This window comes from Flagellimonas sp. B-3 (assembly GCF_056857835.1).
Genome location: NZ_JBSXNW010000022.1, coordinates 1 through 14,361 on the forward strand (window position 1 = coordinate 1; position 14,361 = coordinate 14,361).

The window sequence follows — 14,361 nt, forward strand, 5'->3', positions numbered from 1 at the left end:
CACGAGCAAGATCGGGATAGAGGAGATCGGTTATAAAGGGAACCAGCCGAACGTATGGGACGGCGTTCCGGAGGATGTACTGGAACAGCACGGGGTAAGCTACGACGAGGAATGGCTCGCCAAGTGCGTGGACCAGAGCAAGCGTGGCATCATCGCAGAGTGGGACGAGGATGGCAATTTGTTGACATAATAAAGGTTTCACTAAAAAATAAAAAGCCCTGGCCTTTTAAAGGCAGGGCTTTTTTAATTTATGTTGATGATGTTATAAGGCTTCCAAAGCTATGATGTCCACTTCCCCTGATATATGTAGGTCGTTGCCTGTAACATTTTCCGCTCCGGGAATGGTGAACGCGAATGAAAAGGTCAGGTGTTTGGCGGTGGTGTCGTAGGCAACATCCATGATTATACCATCATCATCGGGGGTATTAAAAGGCCAAGTACCGTCCACAACAAAATATTTGTTGTCGTCTCCCACAACTGCATATTCGTTGATTTCAATACCGAAAAGGCTTATGTCTTCGGAATCTTCCCCTAAATCGGTAACCTCTAATATGATCTTTACAAAAGAATTTGTGTCATCTTGGTTTTTATCCGGGACACTAAGAAAACGCCTTATATCGAAAAAATAAGTGTTGCCACCAAAGTTAACATTATTGTTGATTGGTAATTCAGCAGGGTCAATAGGTGTAAACTTAAACGATGTGGAGTCTTGGAACAGTACATCATCCACTCTCTTTCCCTCCATTTCAAGAGTAATGTATCCATATTGGGTTAATTCATCAAAGCCTACCCCATTTTCTCCATCTTGCCCATCGGCACCATCTTGCCCATCAGCGCCATTTTGTCCGTCTGCACCATCTTGTCCATCTTCGCCGTCTTGTCCATCTTCACCATCTTGTCCATCTTGCCCATCTTCACCATCTTGACCGTCTTGTCCTTTGATACCATTTATTCCATCTTTTCCATCGATTCCATCTTCACCATCAGAACAAGAGACCATGGCTATGCCAAGTGCAAGAATGGCAATGCTAAAAAGTTTAATTAGTTTCATAGAATATAAATTTTTAAGACAAAGGTAGTTTTGCTATTTACTTAAAAGAGAGGTAATTGATGTATGCCTTGTTTGAATTGACAGATGGGTGTTTTGGATGGATATACTAAATTGAAAAAGTTCATATATTGGAATATAATGACTTTGTACATAGTTTAATTGACAATGACGATAACTGCCCATCACCCCAAAGGATCCCGCTATCAAATTTTTAGGGAATGTTACTATATCCATCTTGCGGGTAATCATGGCACGGGGCAGATTCCCGTAATTGATGATTGCTGTTATGACTTTGTATTTTTCAAGGAGGCTTCGGGTGCTTTTTATTATGGTGAGGACTCACAAAAAGATGTAATTCGCAGCAAGGTTTTTACCATTCACAATGTAACGCCACCGTATCGAATTGAAGCAGCGGGTTCACTTACTTTTTTTACGATAAAGCTGCAACCTTGGGTAAACGCTCATTTTTTTGCATCGTTACAACAATCTGGTGTGGTGGCTATCGTGAATACCGATGCAACTTTGTTGCGGTTTTACAATAATGTTTTTAAAGCGGATAAGCTCTCCGATAAGTTTTCGTTGGCAACGGAATTTATGCAGGGTAAAATGTTTGAGCTGACACCCGCAATGGAACTCGTGCGCGAACTCTGTAATTATATTTATGAAAAACGGGGAAAAGTAACGGTGAACCAACTGAGTGAACATTTTAACAAATCGAGGCAATATTTGGGCAAAGTTTTTAAAAAGGAAGTGATGTATACCTTAAAAAAATTCATCATTACCGTTCGCATATTGGATTTGGTCAAGTTCAAGGCCAAAAACCCTGATATTTCCCTTACGCAGCTCAGCTACGATTACGGGTATTTTGATCAAGCCCATTTTATCAACGACTTTAAAAAAGTTTGTGGGGTTGCACCCTTACAGTTTTTTAATAATTTACCTGAGTTTTTGTTGCGGCACCCGTAGGTTTCCATTTTTACAATTATTTTCACCAGGGTTGTGCCTTCTTTGCACAAACCAATTGATTATGAGGAATTATTTGATTGTTTTGATGGTGCTTCTGTGCATAAGTTGCCTTGAGGACAGGAAAAGGGATGTACAGCTTTCATCAAAAATGAAAGCAGTAAAGGATTCTGTGGATACTTATTTTTCCAAACTTACGGAACTGAAAAAATTCAACGGAGTTGTGTTGGTCTATAAAAAGGATACCTTGCTCCTAAAAAAAGCCTATAATTTGAATGATTACCCCCAAAGTTCAACTTACATTACCGATAGCACACAGTTTGATATCCATTCCGTTTCCAAATTGATGACCTATTATTTGTTGGCCAAATTGGAGCAAGAAGGAGAACTTTCCATAGACCAGACCTTGGACATTTTTTTTAAAGACTTTCCCAAAGGGAAAGAAATTACGCTGCAAATGTTGCTTGAACATCGTTCCGGACTGCCCAGGGAATTGTCGGGTTTAGAGGGGCAGGAATACCAATTAACTTCAGATGAAATTGTTGACCTGGCCAAAAAGGAGAATCTTTTGTTTGCACCCGGTACAGATGCCCAGTATTCCAACGTAGGCTATGAGATTTTGTACAACATTGTTTCCAAAGCCTATGATAAACCCTTTACGCAATGTGTAATGGACGAAATTTTCATACCGTTGGGGATGGATGCAAGCGGTGCTCATTTTTTTACCCAAGAAAATAGGATTAAAAATATGGCCCAAAACCATATACTCAAAGATAGTGTGCTGGTGAATGTGGACAATATTCAGCAAGATGAATTCCGGACGGCGCGGTTGTTTTCAACCGTTGATGATTTAAAAAAGTTTCTTGACCATGCAAAACAGGAACCCTATGCTTCGTTTTTAAAAAACGAGGATGGAATTATAGCCAAAGATGGAGGGTCTAAAGGCATACGTGCCCAAGTTTATAGTGATTTGGAGAATGACTTTGATTTTGTACTCTTGGCCAATTATGATGAAATGCCCTTTTTTGATACGATAGATGATATGGTACGGCTTTTAAAATCCGAACCTGTGGAATATCCGAAGGAAATTAATAGAAAAGCTATAGCCTTGGATGCAGAAGTGCTTCAACAATATGAAGGTTCCTATACTTTTGCCGATTTTGATGGATTGGTGTTGGAGGTGAAGGCCAAAGACAATCATCTTGTCATATTTCAAGAAGGAGAAGAAATAGGGGAGCTACAAGCAGAAACCCCGACCGTGTTTTTTGAGGATCCAAAAGCTGCCGAATCTTTTGAGTTTATTAAAAATGAATCGGGAACTTACGATGCATTGATGGGTTGGAAAGGCATTGTTGTGGAAGGAAAGCGAAATTAAATTGGTGGATAGAAAGAAAAAAGCCCTTTTTTAAGGGCTTTTTTGTTGTACTCGAGGCGGGAACACTATTTTGCAAAATAACAAATAGGATAAAAGGCTTTAAATACTATATAATACTTTAAAAATACCAATAAAAACAAAGGTTTAAGGAAATTAATACTTTTGCATTTGTTTGCATGGTTTTGTTTTTGTTTGCGGTCAACCGTACAATTATCATACAAATTATTCTATATTTGTACTGTATGGCAACAGTAAATTTTTTATACAGATCCAAACGCCCGGAATCCTTTTTAACCATTCGGTTGCTTTATCGCAATCAAAAGGATTATGTAATAGGGGCGAAAACCAAATTGAAAGTCTCAAAGGATTATTGGGAGACTACCCACCAAAGGAACCTAAAGGATATTAGGGACGTGGACCAACGAAATACCTATAACGCAGTTAATACCGAATTGGCCCGAATACAGGCCCACGTATTGGATGAGTTTGATAAAACCGATATTGGCAGCATAAATAAGGATTGGCTGGTCAATACCTTGGAGGGTTTCTACAACCCAGCGGGGGACTCTGAGCGGGGGATCCCAAAGGATTTGATCAGTTACATAGATTTCTATAAAGACTACCGCAAAAACGAGTTAGATGCCAAAGCGGTCCGTAGGCTGAACGTCACCAAGCGCAAAATGCAACGGCTCCAAGCTTATATGGGGAAAAACATATTGATAAAGGAGATCAACGAGGATTTCAAACAGGCATTTCAAGAATTTAGCCAAAAGGAGCAGTATTCTCAAAATACCCAATCTAGGGAGCTGGTAGCTATCAAAACCCTTTGTTTCCACGCCCATTATTTGGGACTTGAAACGCATCACCAGTTAAATAGCCTACGGCTTAAAAAGCAAGAGGTCAACCACGTTTATTTGGCCACGGAGGAGATCGAAAAAATAAAAGGGCTCGAATTGCCAAACGAACATTTGGACAATGCGAGGGATTGGCTCTTGATTAGTTGCTATACCGGGCAGCGTGTAAGTGATTTTATGAGGTTCACCAAGGATATGATCCGGGTAGAGAACGGAAAGCATCTTTTGGAGTTTAGGCAGCAGAAAACCAAAAAGCTAATGACGATTCCATTTAGCCGGGAGGCCCGGGAGGTGCTCAAAAAAAGAGGAGGGGAGTTTCCCCGGCCGATTTCGGACCAAAAGTACAACGACTATATAAAGGTGGTTTGTCAAAAAGCTGAGTTAAATGAGGAGGTACAGGGCACCAAAAGGGTGAATATTACCCCGAAAGAAAAAAAAGGGACCTATAGGCACGTGGCCGATATTTACGAAAAGTGGGAGCTTGTTTCCAGCCATATAGGGAGGAGATCGTTCGCAACAAACTATTATGGAAAGGTCCCCACAAGCTACTTGATCAATATAACCGGGCACAGCTCCGAAAAAACATTTTTGAACTACATAAAAAAGAGCAATAAGGATATAGCCCTTGATGCTTACGAATACTTTAACTAAAAAATCTACACATGAATTTAATTACAAGAGTAAGGATCGAGGAAATGATTGCAAGAAAATTAGATATGGCTTTTGCCAGCGAGGAGTGGCCGGGCCTAGATGATGCGATAGAGCTCGCAGTCGTGGAATTTGAGAAAGGGGAGGAGATAAAGCCGCTTTTAAAAGTTGTGTTCGATAGCTGCAATGATACGGATGAGGTTTTAATAGAATGGTCCAAAATCCTAAACGATTACGCTAAAGTAGCTTAGGGTTAGAGTTATCAACTGGCTTGGTTGGCAACTACTTAAATTAAGCCCTGTTTTCGGTTGAATGTATTAAGCACAATGCTTATTATTGTCCCTGATGCGCCTCTAGCCAAGGCCTTTCTCGCTTTAACGATTTCCCATTAAATTGATTAGAAACCCAGCCTATCCGGTTGGGTTTTTTGTTGGAGGGGTTTTTAGTTGTCTAAACAGTCAATTTTATCAATAAACATATCCTTGTAAACAATATCTTCAACGTCAAAATAGGAGTCAGTACCCTCTAACCTAATTATGGATATTGGCGATTTTTTAAGTTTATTTTTATCCCCCTCGGTTAATCTTCCGATTAATCTAAAGCTTCCGCAATCAGTTTTACCATAGTGGTAAAACTTAACAATATCGTCATTTTCAAGTTTCACCAATACAACTGACTTATTGGCTTCATAGGAACTGGTGCAACCCAAATCTATAAAATGCTCGAAAATGGCATAGTCAATGTTTCCAATTCGCCTCAACTGGATACAAAATTGGCCAATCCAATTTCCGGGATCCTGTTCAATACAATACTTTTCAGTATATCTATGAAGTTTTCCCGTAAACTCATCTTTTTCATTTCTTGCATATTGGCAGGATGATTTGTACTCAGCTATCATTTGCCTCTCCTCTTCTAAGAACTTAATCGCATTGATGCTATCACGGATTGCAGCTAGACTATCCAATTTCTCTTTAGCAACCCTTTTGTTGTTTTTGATCTTGTCTTTTATTTCATCAAAAATTAAATCAATCCTTTTGTTGGCCGTTGGTTCTATGAAAAATGTTTGTATGGCACAATCAATACATTCCTTATAGTCGATTAAGTAGTTTCCATTACTTTTCGCTTTACCTTTTATCGTAACGGTATCACCCGCTTTGATTCCAAATACCTTTACCGGAGGCCAGCCAAGATCTTCATATAGAAATACTTTACCTCTAACGACGGCATTAATAGGCTCAGGTAATTCATATACTTTTTGGGAGTTGGCGTAAAAAGAAAAAAGAAACAGAGTAACAGATAGTAAAACTTTAGGCATTGGTAGTGTTTTGTGCCTAAATTACAAAATCTTAACTTCCCAATGAACAAAGGAAATAGGCATGGATAATCAGTTACTAATGAATAGATATATAAAGGCAATGGAGATCGGTCTGGAAAGCGAAAAGGATGGTATAAGCTACTTTGATTTGTTAAAACAACTCAATCAAAGCCTAGGTTATAAATTTGAGAGCTATGGTTCCGAAGCCTCTTTCATTTCGTGGTTTTTACAAAATTTCTCAGATGGCGGGGGTAAGGCACAAAACAAATACATTGAAAACAATAAAATATGGTATTGGAAACTCAACCAAGGGGAGGAGTTTGCAGAGGAATACAAACCACATGCGAGAGCTATCAAAACATATTTTGAAAAAAAGTACTGGCTTGATGGACAAGCCGCTAAACAATACTTGGACTACCAAGAGCTACAAGAGTCTAGGAAAATGGCTGCAAGTGCAAAGAAACAGTCGAACATATCTATTATCATTGCAACAATGGCATTATTAGCAAGCTCTGGACTTGGTATTTATTCAATTGCAACTACTCCAAAGATGCCATATCATGTAAATGTTGTGGAGGATAAAAATACAAGCCAAAAACTTGATGAAGTAAGCAATCAACTTATGGAAATCCAAACTCAGTTTAAAAGTCAAGCGACTGATTCTACAAAAACAAAATAGCTAATCTAAAATATTCGGCATGGAAACCCCCTCGGCTTCCCTAATGGCCTTTAGGCATCGTTTGTACTTCTTGGTCATTTTACCCCCGTGGTACTTTTTAAAACGGTAGGAATTGATCTCCTTGCGGGCTTGTTCAGCTTTAAATATAATTCCAAAGTCCTTATCCATATCCTTGATCCTTTGGGATTTGATTTGGCTACGGTACAAGAGCTTAAAATGACCTATTGAAGCAACAACCCCGTCAACAAAATAAAGCTTGTAACAGCCTTTGCCAGTCTCCGGGCATTTGAATTTATAGCCCACTCCTCCCAAATGGTTATATCTTGGGATCAACTCTATCTCCATCCTCTTATTTTCTCCTCTGTAGGAGTAATGGAATATCAATAAAGGTTTCTCCTCCATTGTAGAGGCCACTATTGTTAGTTTGTAGATCTCGTTATTGGATATGAATTTTTGGGTACAGTCCGTTACTCTGTTGGGCTCAAAAAAACCGTTGGACCTTAGAAACTTGGTCGAAATGCTAGCGCAATCCTCAAAATACGTGCTCATTGTCAATTACATTAAATAAAGATCGGCTATATCTTTACCGTTCTCCAATTCTACTTTGTTCTCTAAAAATCTACTGACTTGGATATTAAAACCTTTCGAGCTAAGTTCATCCGCTCTTTGCTGCCATTCCCCGGCACTTCCTTTGTCCGGGAACAATACTATCTTATTTGATTTTAAAGGCTCGAGCATTTTTTCATTGATTGCAGTTTTGGATCCGCAGGCCATCCAAGTTGTATTATCGCTCAAAATACTCATTACAATAGCTGTTTTTTCTGATTCAACTATTGCAACTGGTTTGCTGTCAAGTAAATGCAGCCCAAAAAGGCATTGGCTAAGGTTAAACCCGTCCTCCTTTACGATTTTGTTATGTAGCCAATTGATATGTGGATAGGGATCTTTAACCCTATGTCCGTTATTTTCAGAATAAAGCATTACTTTACCAGCTCGTATATTTTGGCCCCGGTCCATCTGTAAAAAGCAAGTACTGTTTTCCCAAAATAGATTGGTAGCACCGGATCCATATCTTTTAAAGGCCCTATCCACAAGCTCGGAATCAAATTTTGTTTTAAGGTATTTGGCAAGGTTGCAATCCGTCCCAGCATTTAGAACCTCATAAACCTCCTCCCTTTGGTGAAAGCTCGGCTCCGGTTCCGGGATCGGCTCAAAATCAGTCAAAGAAACAAAACCGCCCTCCTCATTGACGGCCTTGCTCTGAGCTGCTGAGTAGTCAATATCGCTATTTTTCAAAATAAACTCTTTGATCCAAACCTCACGGCCCTCAGTTTCGAGGACCATGGATTTGGGGACAAAATGTATATTGTAGTTTTCATCCGTTAGCCTGTAGGCCTTGGAATTGTAATCTATCAAGCTCAGGAATTTGATCCCGAAATAAATCTCATCCTGTTTGGGGCTCTTGAAATATCCGCAGTTATCGGAGCGGTCGCATCTTCCGTAATCTCCATCCAAATAATTGCCTGTTTCACGGTCCACATAGCGAACAAAACGCTTTTTATTGCAGGATGGGCAAACAAACTTTTTTGAGGACCTATCCAGTATATACCTAAAATTTGGCATCCTCTAGGTCTTTTTCAAGTTCTACATAGGCTACTTTGCCAACATTCATTTTCTTGACCAGCACCCCGTTTTTCTCGAGCATTTTACCAAAATTCAATTTGGAAAATGGCTTTGTACCAGCATCCCTACAATAGTTCATGTATTTAGAGTAAAGCTCAGCAATGCGGGTATAGTATTTATCGGAGGTGCTATATCCCTCGTCATCCAAGAACATTAGGGCCGAATTGCTCTCCCTTTTGTAACGCTCGCCAATATCATCAACCTCAACGCATTGGGAAAAGCCCCTTTGTCTTAATATCCTTTCCAATCCCTCCAAAACAAGGTTAAAAATCCCGGAGAGTTCCCCGGCCTTAATAATTTTGTTGACTAAATCGACGTCCCTCTCCTCCCTCGGGATGGTAACGTCAAAAGGAATTATTAGAAAACGTCTAAAAAAACCCTCTGTATGCTCAACTTGCGGCAAAACATTGCACGCAAAAATGAAACGGGCGTAATCATGCAAAATAAAAGCCTCCATATATGGCTTCCTTGCCTCTACGGGTTCCCCGCTTGCCAACTGCTTAAAAAAATCGGATTCCAAAGATCCTGAGAGCTCGCTGGTAATATTTACAAGCCTATTTCCAATATTGGCCCTTTGGTAGCCTTTTTGATCGGTCAAGCTCGCAAGGCTATAATTTGAGACATTCTTACGGCCTAAAAGCTCTTGAATGAGCTCCAAGGCTACGGATTTCCCGTTTGCCCCCTCTCCTTTGAATATTACCATCTTTTCAAACTTGCAACGCTTGTTTTTTGTCAGCGTGTAAGCAACGGTTTCAAAGAATATTTTTCTGAGGTCCGGGGATGGTAAAACACGCTCTAGGTATTTTTCAAATAAAGGGGCCTTGGCCTTAGGGTCGTAGTCGAACGATAGTTGATAGGTTAAAAAGTCCTCTTGCCTAAACTCCCTGAGCTTGCCCCCCTGGTCTCCTATTTCGTAGCATCCATTCTGCAAGTTGATCAATACCTGATTGTCCAACGAATCGGCAATGTCTAGGTAGTTCAAACTCATAAACTCTTTAAAGAGTTCATCCCTAAAAGTATGGTGCTTTGACATTGTGGTGGGGACTCCGATATTTACAGAAAATTCGCCAAGGAAATATTTGTATTCCTCCCCGTCCAATTTCTCCCAAAATCTTCCATTGTAAATATAAGGGTCGCCCTCTCTTTTGCTGAGAACCCAGCCTTTGAGCTCGGCAATCCTTTGTAGTTCTACAATCGAATAGATGAGGTAGTGGTTTCGGTTGATCTTGCAATCCTTGATTTTCTTGCCCAGCTCAATTAACCTAGCTTGGTCCTCTTTTTTGTTCTGATCTAGTCGGGTCATTTCCTCCCTCCATTCAGTCAATTTTGGATAGGCTAGGAGTTGGAAATCAACTGGCTTGGCTTCATTGGTAATGGTTTTTAATATTTCTCTTGCTGTAGGTTGTTCTGTTGTGGCCTCGGTCAATACTGCTATTTCGCTCTCGAGGTCATCAATATTTTTAGTAGGTTTGTGGTTGTTCATTGTAGGTTTCTCGCTTGTGATGAATGATTCAAAAAGCCCCTGTTCGCAGCAAGGGCTTTTCTTTTTGATTTGGTGGCCTATAGTAGGACACTATGATCCTTTTCCCGAAAGTTGTACAGCTTGTTTTTAGGTTGACTGTTGGTAAACCCAGCCATGAACCTATCAGGATCCTTTGTGGATTTGAGTTTACCCGCTAGTTGGCTTTGGTCTATGATGCTCTGAAAGAATGGCCTTAACTTTTTCTTATCGAGTTTTGTGGCTCTATATTTTTTATCGGCATCCGGTAGATTCTTGGTTAAGGTTTCGGCTAGCTTCTTGGCTTTCTTGGCCCTTTGGGCCTCCCGTTTTTTCTCGGCCTCGGCTGTTTTGGATTTGGCTATTGCCCTCTCCCTCTCTGCCTTTTTTCGTACTTCTGCCTTGTATTGGGCTAATAGTTGTCTTGCGGTTTGGTTCTCGCTCATGTGTAAAAAATTAAAGGTTAATATTTAAGGTTTAATAATTCAGATTTAAGAAAATATAGGCGGCGGCCTATTCGGGTATATGGGATTTTTTTGTCCCGGACCCAGTTTGTTAAGGTGTTGGGATGAATGTCTAGCTGTTTAATTACCTCCTTGCGTGTTAACACCTTTTCCTCGGCATCAGCATTGCGGAGCTCCCTTTTGATTTGCTCCAATAGCTCCGTCCTTAAAAGCTGCTCCCGGTACTCAGAATTCATGGTTTTGAGAGTGCCGTTTATGGTAGCATAAAAGATTTTGACTATTAAGGCGGTGCGGTTGATGTCGAAAAGTGGGCAGGGCTCGTATCTCTCCCGTCCCCATGCCCAGCCATTCAATTGAGCTAGTTTGTCTAATCTTGGATGGTCCATATAATCATCCCCGTAAATCTTGATGAGCTCATAGGCGAGGTTTATAGCGTCCTTGCCGTAGTCTAGCTCTAAGTATCTTCCAGTTAGATCAAAGTACCGATTTGCAATATGCTTTGGTCCAAACTCGTTACTTGTTTGGTTCCAATGGATTACGGTGCCTCCTTTAGCTTTCAACATCTCCACCTCAGCCTTGAAAGCAAAAATAACCTCAGCTTCCTCTTCAAGGGAGTCCACTTTATAGGATATGAAATCATCATTGTGCCATATAAATAATCCCCACACCTCATTATATCTACGATCATCAAAAGGAGATCTTGCATAATGGACTATTACAGGGTCTTTAATTGTTTTGAGTTTTTCTCTTGGGCTCATGGTTGTAATCGAATGTTTAAGATTATTACTGATTGTGTCTCATATTTATATCACAAAAAAGAGCGGGATCTTGTAAATGCTTATTAACAATTTTTAAAATGCAGCATATCGGAGCTCATCTTTGTAGTAATATTTTTTGCGGCCCTCAATCCCTACCGGATTGATACCGTTCTCCTTAATTAGTTTGCGGACATAAGCCATTGATCGGCCTAAAAACTCGGGTATGTCCGGTGTGGCTATCAAAGCCTCGTTGTCTTTTAATAAATCGCTCATTGTTGTACTGGTTGAATGGATTCAAGGAGCTCACTCCTTTTGTAAAATCTACGTGAACCAATCGCATAGGCCTTAACCTTGCCTTTATTGGTCCAATGCCACAATGTTGATGAATTGATTTTAAGGAACTTACAAGCATCATCCCGGGTCATTAGCTCCTCGCTATCGCTTTTGCTAGTAAGCTCCTTAGTAAGCTTAGCAAATTGTTCTTCTAGTTTAGATTGAATGATAGCCTCGAGTTCATCCTGAGTAAGATTTTGCAGTATCATATTTCCCATTGTAGCTGATTGATTTGGTAATTGGCCCAAGAGTAAATATTAATGTAATATGGTTTGCGGTTGACAACGTTTTACAACTACAAGACACTATATATTAAATAGTTGCATAAAATATTCTTGAAAATTTTAACATTTATGACGACTATGATGACCGCAAAAACCAGCTATTTAGGTTGGTTCGCAAAAAACTCAGCTTAATACCTATTGTACTCTAAATAGGAGTACTCTTAAAATTTCAAATAACCAATAATCAAAGGTTTATAGGTAAGGTATTTTAGAAAATGTACGGTAGTTGTATTTAGCCCTAATAGTGTGCCAATTTTAGGAGGGGGTATTTTGATATAGCGAGAGGCTAGAGTTTGGAAAGTTGGTCCCGTGTTTTGGTGTACCAGCGTTAAACCATGATCTTATATTGATACAAAAGAAAACCCTCAGAATATCTCCAAGGGTTTAATAGCACAATTATAAAATTACCAGTTTTCAAGCGTGCTAAGATAAAAGTAAGAAATAATTTACAAATGGGACGGGTTGGGACCGGGGGAGGGTGTTAAACGTGGATGGATGCGCCCGGTATAGAATGAATTCAACACTAAATCATTTTATTGGGGTTTTAAGGCCCTGAGAGTAGGGTTTCAAGTGTAAAAAAGCAAAAACGTCACGAAAAGTGACGGTAAAGTGACGAAAATTTTCAAAAACGTCACCCTCTTAACCCTTATGTTTACTGGGGTTTCAGCCAAAAAGTGACGAAAGTGACGAAAATTTCGCAAAACTATTTAGGGATTTATATTACTATGTTCTATCTAATTATAATTTTCCTCAGAAAAAGTTTGTAAAAAAAACGTCACTTTCGTCACTTTCCTTTTGAGTCCCTTGTTATTACTGGGTTTTTTGAGTGACGTTTTTTTTTGAAACCGTCACGATTCGTGACGAAAGTGACGTTTTGAAGTCTTTTGTTGATTTTCGTATTTCTATATTCGGGTTATATTGATGTTTGATTTAACTTTATATGTAATGAAATACCAATTCTTTATTTTTGAAGATACGTTCAACAATAACCCTCAAGGATTAAAATCCGGTGTTTCAATTACTAAAATCCCGGCATATATAAAGATTGCTTTCGAGAAAGGGGAGGGGCCCTTTCAATCATTGAGAAACCTTAAACGTAACTCTAAGATATTCTTACGTCTAAAACAAACGAACCCTAGGAGGGCACAGCAAATTGTAAAGGAGCAGCATATTCATACTGTTGCGGGAATGTTTTCGACACCACACGGATCTGAATACCAAATTGAAACCATTGACTTATTTTCACATTGTACAAAAGGTAGAGTTAAAAACGGGTCTGTTACCGGGGTACATTTTTATGATCCGCTAAAGGTTAAAATCATCAATGTTTTAAAGGAGAATGATGAAACGGGAGTTTTTGAGGCAGAATTCGAATATTACAATTCGTCAACTAAAAAGTGGATTAAAAAAAGATCTTCTAGTACTTTTTTCCCTAGAACTTGGCAGAGAGGAAAACTACTACAGGAATGTCAAAATGCATATGATTTAATAAAGGGTTCTAAACCTAACAATGGTATTGTCCTTTCGAAAACATCAGAGGGTATTGAAGTAGAAATAGTTTTTAAGGAAGGTGCTTTAAAATCAATATATCCGTTGATTTAGACGGAAATACGTTTTTTATCTTTAATATTCTTTTTAGAGGGCCTATAGACTGCTATCCCATCTTTCTAGATTTTTAAACCTAATGATAAGAATTTTTCTAGTCAACCAGTTTTTATCCTTAATCAATTCACGCTGTTTATTAAGAAACTCCCCTTTTGTTAATTTAGGGTTGGCAAACTTACCTTTCTTATAACATTCCACGCAAAAAGCGTAATTCAAACTTTTATCTTTATTGGTCCCGTATTTTAGCATCGAGTTAAATCTTTTACCACAGCTTTGGCAAAAGGTATATATTCTATCATGCTGTTTTAGATTTTTATCCTCCTCATCAGGGGAACTGTCTGCAGCCCATAGCAGAAAACCAAGAACAAAAAAAATAATGCCTATGGTTTCCCATGTGTCATTAGTCTCAAAATATGATTTTTTTAACCTCTCCTCCTCATCCAAATAATTATTTGAAAATTCTATTTTCTTTGAAAGTAGCCTGTTTTTGAATATTTGATTTTTGTAAGCTAACCATAGACCATTTAATGAGTCGCTTACTTGTAAGTTAGGTTTAGGCCCATTCAAAACTCTGTTAAAAACAAGTAAAGAGTCGGAACTATTTATTGGATTGTCTACTTGGTGTTGTTTAGCAAGGTCGTTCGCTATGTCGATAATCTGTTCTCTCTTGTATGTCAAACGCATTTCATTCAAAAGAAGAGAGTCTTTTAAAGCTCTATTTTTATCAATCTCTAAGAAATATTTCTGTTGAACCTTGTCGGTGTTAAAATAACTGTACCCAATCAAAAGTATTCCCAGTAGGGTTATAAATTTATAAATCTTATCAGGTACATTAAAATTCATGGTGTGAT

The 14,361-nt window shown here is 39.0% G+C and carries 16 protein-coding genes and 1 pseudogene; 7 read left to right on the forward strand and 10 right to left on the reverse strand.

Annotated features, from left to right (window positions below; all coding sequences use genetic code 11):
• A pseudogene (locus AC13CS_RS09910) lies at positions 1–190 on the forward strand (gluconate 2-dehydrogenase subunit 3 family protein); the annotation flags it as partial.
• Positions 191–262: 72 nt separating this feature from the next.
• On the opposite strand, the gene AC13CS_RS09915 reads toward AC13CS_RS09910, so the two are convergent.
• Complete coding sequence (locus AC13CS_RS09915; protein WP_293167952.1) at positions 263–1,051, reverse strand: collagen-like domain-containing protein; 789 nt, start codon at positions 1,049–1,051, stop codon at positions 263–265.
• 165 nt (positions 1,052–1,216) lie between these two features.
• On the opposite strand from AC13CS_RS09915, the gene AC13CS_RS09920 reads away from it, so the two are divergent.
• The 4 genes from AC13CS_RS09920 (at position 1,217) to AC13CS_RS09935 (ending at position 5,142) form a co-directional block, all read left to right on the forward strand.
• A complete protein-coding gene (locus AC13CS_RS09920; protein WP_293167950.1) occupies positions 1,217–2,017 on the forward strand; it encodes a helix-turn-helix transcriptional regulator in 801 nt (266 codons plus the stop codon).
• Positions 2,018–2,078: 61 nt separating this feature from the next.
• Positions 2,079–3,389, forward strand: coding sequence for a serine hydrolase domain-containing protein (locus tag AC13CS_RS09925; RefSeq protein WP_293167948.1), 1,311 nt, complete (start codon positions 2,079–2,081; stop codon positions 3,387–3,389).
• 242 nt (positions 3,390–3,631) lie between these two features.
• Positions 3,632–4,894 (forward strand): site-specific integrase, encoded by a 1,263-nt coding sequence (locus AC13CS_RS09930; RefSeq protein WP_293167946.1) that lies wholly within the window; start codon positions 3,632–3,634, stop codon positions 4,892–4,894.
• Between the two features lie 11 nt (positions 4,895–4,905).
• The gene (locus AC13CS_RS09935) at positions 4,906–5,142 is read left to right on the forward strand and encodes a hypothetical protein (protein WP_293167944.1); all 237 of its coding nucleotides are present in this window, start codon (positions 4,906–4,908) and stop codon (positions 5,140–5,142) included.
• A gap of 191 nt (positions 5,143–5,333) precedes the next feature.
• On the opposite strand, the gene AC13CS_RS09940 is transcribed toward AC13CS_RS09935, so the two are convergent.
• A complete protein-coding gene (locus AC13CS_RS09940; protein ID WP_293167942.1) occupies positions 5,334–6,206 on the reverse strand; it encodes a hypothetical protein in 873 nt (290 codons plus the stop codon).
• A gap of 79 nt (positions 6,207–6,285) precedes the next feature.
• On the opposite strand from AC13CS_RS09940, the gene AC13CS_RS09945 reads away from it, so the two are divergent.
• Positions 6,286–6,885 (forward strand): hypothetical protein, encoded by a 600-nt coding sequence (locus tag AC13CS_RS09945; protein WP_293167941.1) that lies wholly within the window; start codon positions 6,286–6,288, stop codon positions 6,883–6,885.
• Here the strand turns inward: AC13CS_RS09945 and AC13CS_RS09950 are convergent, their stop codons facing one another.
• The 7 genes from AC13CS_RS09950 to AC13CS_RS09980 all read right to left on the reverse strand — a co-directional run bounded on the left by AC13CS_RS09950 (position 6,886) and on the right by AC13CS_RS09980 (position 11,839).
• Positions 6,886–7,434, reverse strand: coding sequence for a hypothetical protein (locus AC13CS_RS09950; protein ID WP_293167940.1), 549 nt, complete (start codon positions 7,432–7,434; stop codon positions 6,886–6,888).
• A gap of 6 nt (positions 7,435–7,440) precedes the next feature.
• Positions 7,441–8,508 (reverse strand): DUF6371 domain-containing protein, encoded by a 1,068-nt coding sequence (locus AC13CS_RS09955; RefSeq protein ID WP_293167939.1) that lies wholly within the window; start codon positions 8,506–8,508, stop codon positions 7,441–7,443.
• Positions 8,495–10,051 carry a phage/plasmid primase, P4 family gene (locus tag AC13CS_RS09960; protein ID WP_293167938.1) on the reverse strand — a complete coding sequence of 519 codons (1,557 nt, stop codon included), beginning with the start codon at positions 10,049–10,051 and terminating at the stop codon, positions 8,495–8,497. Before AC13CS_RS09960 ends, AC13CS_RS09955 begins: the two co-directional genes overlap by 14 nt.
• 77 nt (positions 10,052–10,128) lie before the next feature.
• The gene (locus AC13CS_RS09965; protein ID WP_293167936.1) at positions 10,129–10,512 is read right to left on the reverse strand and encodes a hypothetical protein; all 384 of its coding nucleotides are present in this window, start codon (positions 10,510–10,512) and stop codon (positions 10,129–10,131) included.
• A gap of 17 nt (positions 10,513–10,529) precedes the next feature.
• Entirely contained in the window at positions 10,530–11,288 is a 759-nt protein-coding gene (locus AC13CS_RS09970; protein WP_293167934.1) for a helix-turn-helix domain-containing protein, read from the reverse strand.
• Between the two features lie 93 nt (positions 11,289–11,381).
• Entirely contained in the window at positions 11,382–11,561 is a 180-nt protein-coding gene (locus AC13CS_RS09975) for a hypothetical protein (protein ID WP_293167932.1), read from the reverse strand.
• Complete coding sequence (locus AC13CS_RS09980; RefSeq protein ID WP_293167930.1) at positions 11,558–11,839, reverse strand: helix-turn-helix domain-containing protein; 282 nt, start codon at positions 11,837–11,839, stop codon at positions 11,558–11,560. Before AC13CS_RS09980 ends, AC13CS_RS09975 begins: the two co-directional genes overlap by 4 nt.
• A 1,011-nt stretch (positions 11,840–12,850) precedes the next feature.
• On the opposite strand from AC13CS_RS09980, the gene AC13CS_RS09985 reads away from it, so the two are divergent.
• Entirely contained in the window at positions 12,851–13,507 is a 657-nt protein-coding gene (locus AC13CS_RS09985; protein ID WP_293167928.1) for an EndoU domain-containing protein, read from the forward strand.
• Positions 13,508–13,549: 42 nt separating this feature from the next.
• Here the strand turns inward: AC13CS_RS09985 and AC13CS_RS09990 are convergent, their stop codons facing one another.
• A complete protein-coding gene (locus AC13CS_RS09990; protein WP_293167926.1) occupies positions 13,550–14,353 on the reverse strand; it encodes a zinc ribbon domain-containing protein in 804 nt (267 codons plus the stop codon).
• Between the last annotated feature and the right edge of the window lie 8 nt (positions 14,354–14,361).

Excerpts from the sequence above, each read along its gene's own strand:
- AC13CS_RS09915 (WP_293167952.1), bottom strand. The coding sequence starts at position 1,051 with ATGAAACTAATTAAACTTTTTAGCATTGCCATTCTTGCACTTGGCATA.
- AC13CS_RS09920 (WP_293167950.1), top strand. The coding sequence starts at position 1,217 with ATGACGATAACTGCCCATCACCCCAAAGGATCCCGCTATCAAATTTTT.
- AC13CS_RS09925 (WP_293167948.1), top strand. The coding sequence starts at position 2,079 with ATGAGGAATTATTTGATTGTTTTGATGGTGCTTCTGTGCATAAGTTGC.
- AC13CS_RS09930 (WP_293167946.1), top strand. The coding sequence starts at position 3,632 with ATGGCAACAGTAAATTTTTTATACAGATCCAAACGCCCGGAATCCTTT.
- AC13CS_RS09935 (WP_293167944.1), top strand. The coding sequence starts at position 4,906 with ATGAATTTAATTACAAGAGTAAGGATCGAGGAAATGATTGCAAGAAAA.
- AC13CS_RS09940 (WP_293167942.1), bottom strand. The coding sequence starts at position 6,206 with ATGCCTAAAGTTTTACTATCTGTTACTCTGTTTCTTTTTTCTTTTTAC.
- AC13CS_RS09945 (WP_293167941.1), top strand. The coding sequence starts at position 6,286 with ATGAATAGATATATAAAGGCAATGGAGATCGGTCTGGAAAGCGAAAAG.
- AC13CS_RS09950 (WP_293167940.1), bottom strand. The coding sequence starts at position 7,434 with ATGAGCACGTATTTTGAGGATTGCGCTAGCATTTCGACCAAGTTTCTA.
- AC13CS_RS09955 (WP_293167939.1), bottom strand. The coding sequence starts at position 8,508 with ATGCCAAATTTTAGGTATATACTGGATAGGTCCTCAAAAAAGTTTGTT.
- AC13CS_RS09960 (WP_293167938.1), bottom strand. The coding sequence starts at position 10,051 with ATGAACAACCACAAACCTACTAAAAATATTGATGACCTCGAGAGCGAA.
- AC13CS_RS09965 (WP_293167936.1), bottom strand. The coding sequence starts at position 10,512 with ATGAGCGAGAACCAAACCGCAAGACAACTATTAGCCCAATACAAGGCA.
- AC13CS_RS09970 (WP_293167934.1), bottom strand. The coding sequence starts at position 11,288 with ATGAGCCCAAGAGAAAAACTCAAAACAATTAAAGACCCTGTAATAGTC.
- AC13CS_RS09975 (WP_293167932.1), bottom strand. The coding sequence starts at position 11,561 with ATGAGCGATTTATTAAAAGACAACGAGGCTTTGATAGCCACACCGGAC.
- AC13CS_RS09980 (WP_293167930.1), bottom strand. The coding sequence starts at position 11,839 with ATGGGAAATATGATACTGCAAAATCTTACTCAGGATGAACTCGAGGCT.
- AC13CS_RS09985 (WP_293167928.1), top strand. The coding sequence starts at position 12,851 with ATGAAATACCAATTCTTTATTTTTGAAGATACGTTCAACAATAACCCT.
- AC13CS_RS09990 (WP_293167926.1), bottom strand. The coding sequence starts at position 14,353 with ATGAATTTTAATGTACCTGATAAGATTTATAAATTTATAACCCTACTG.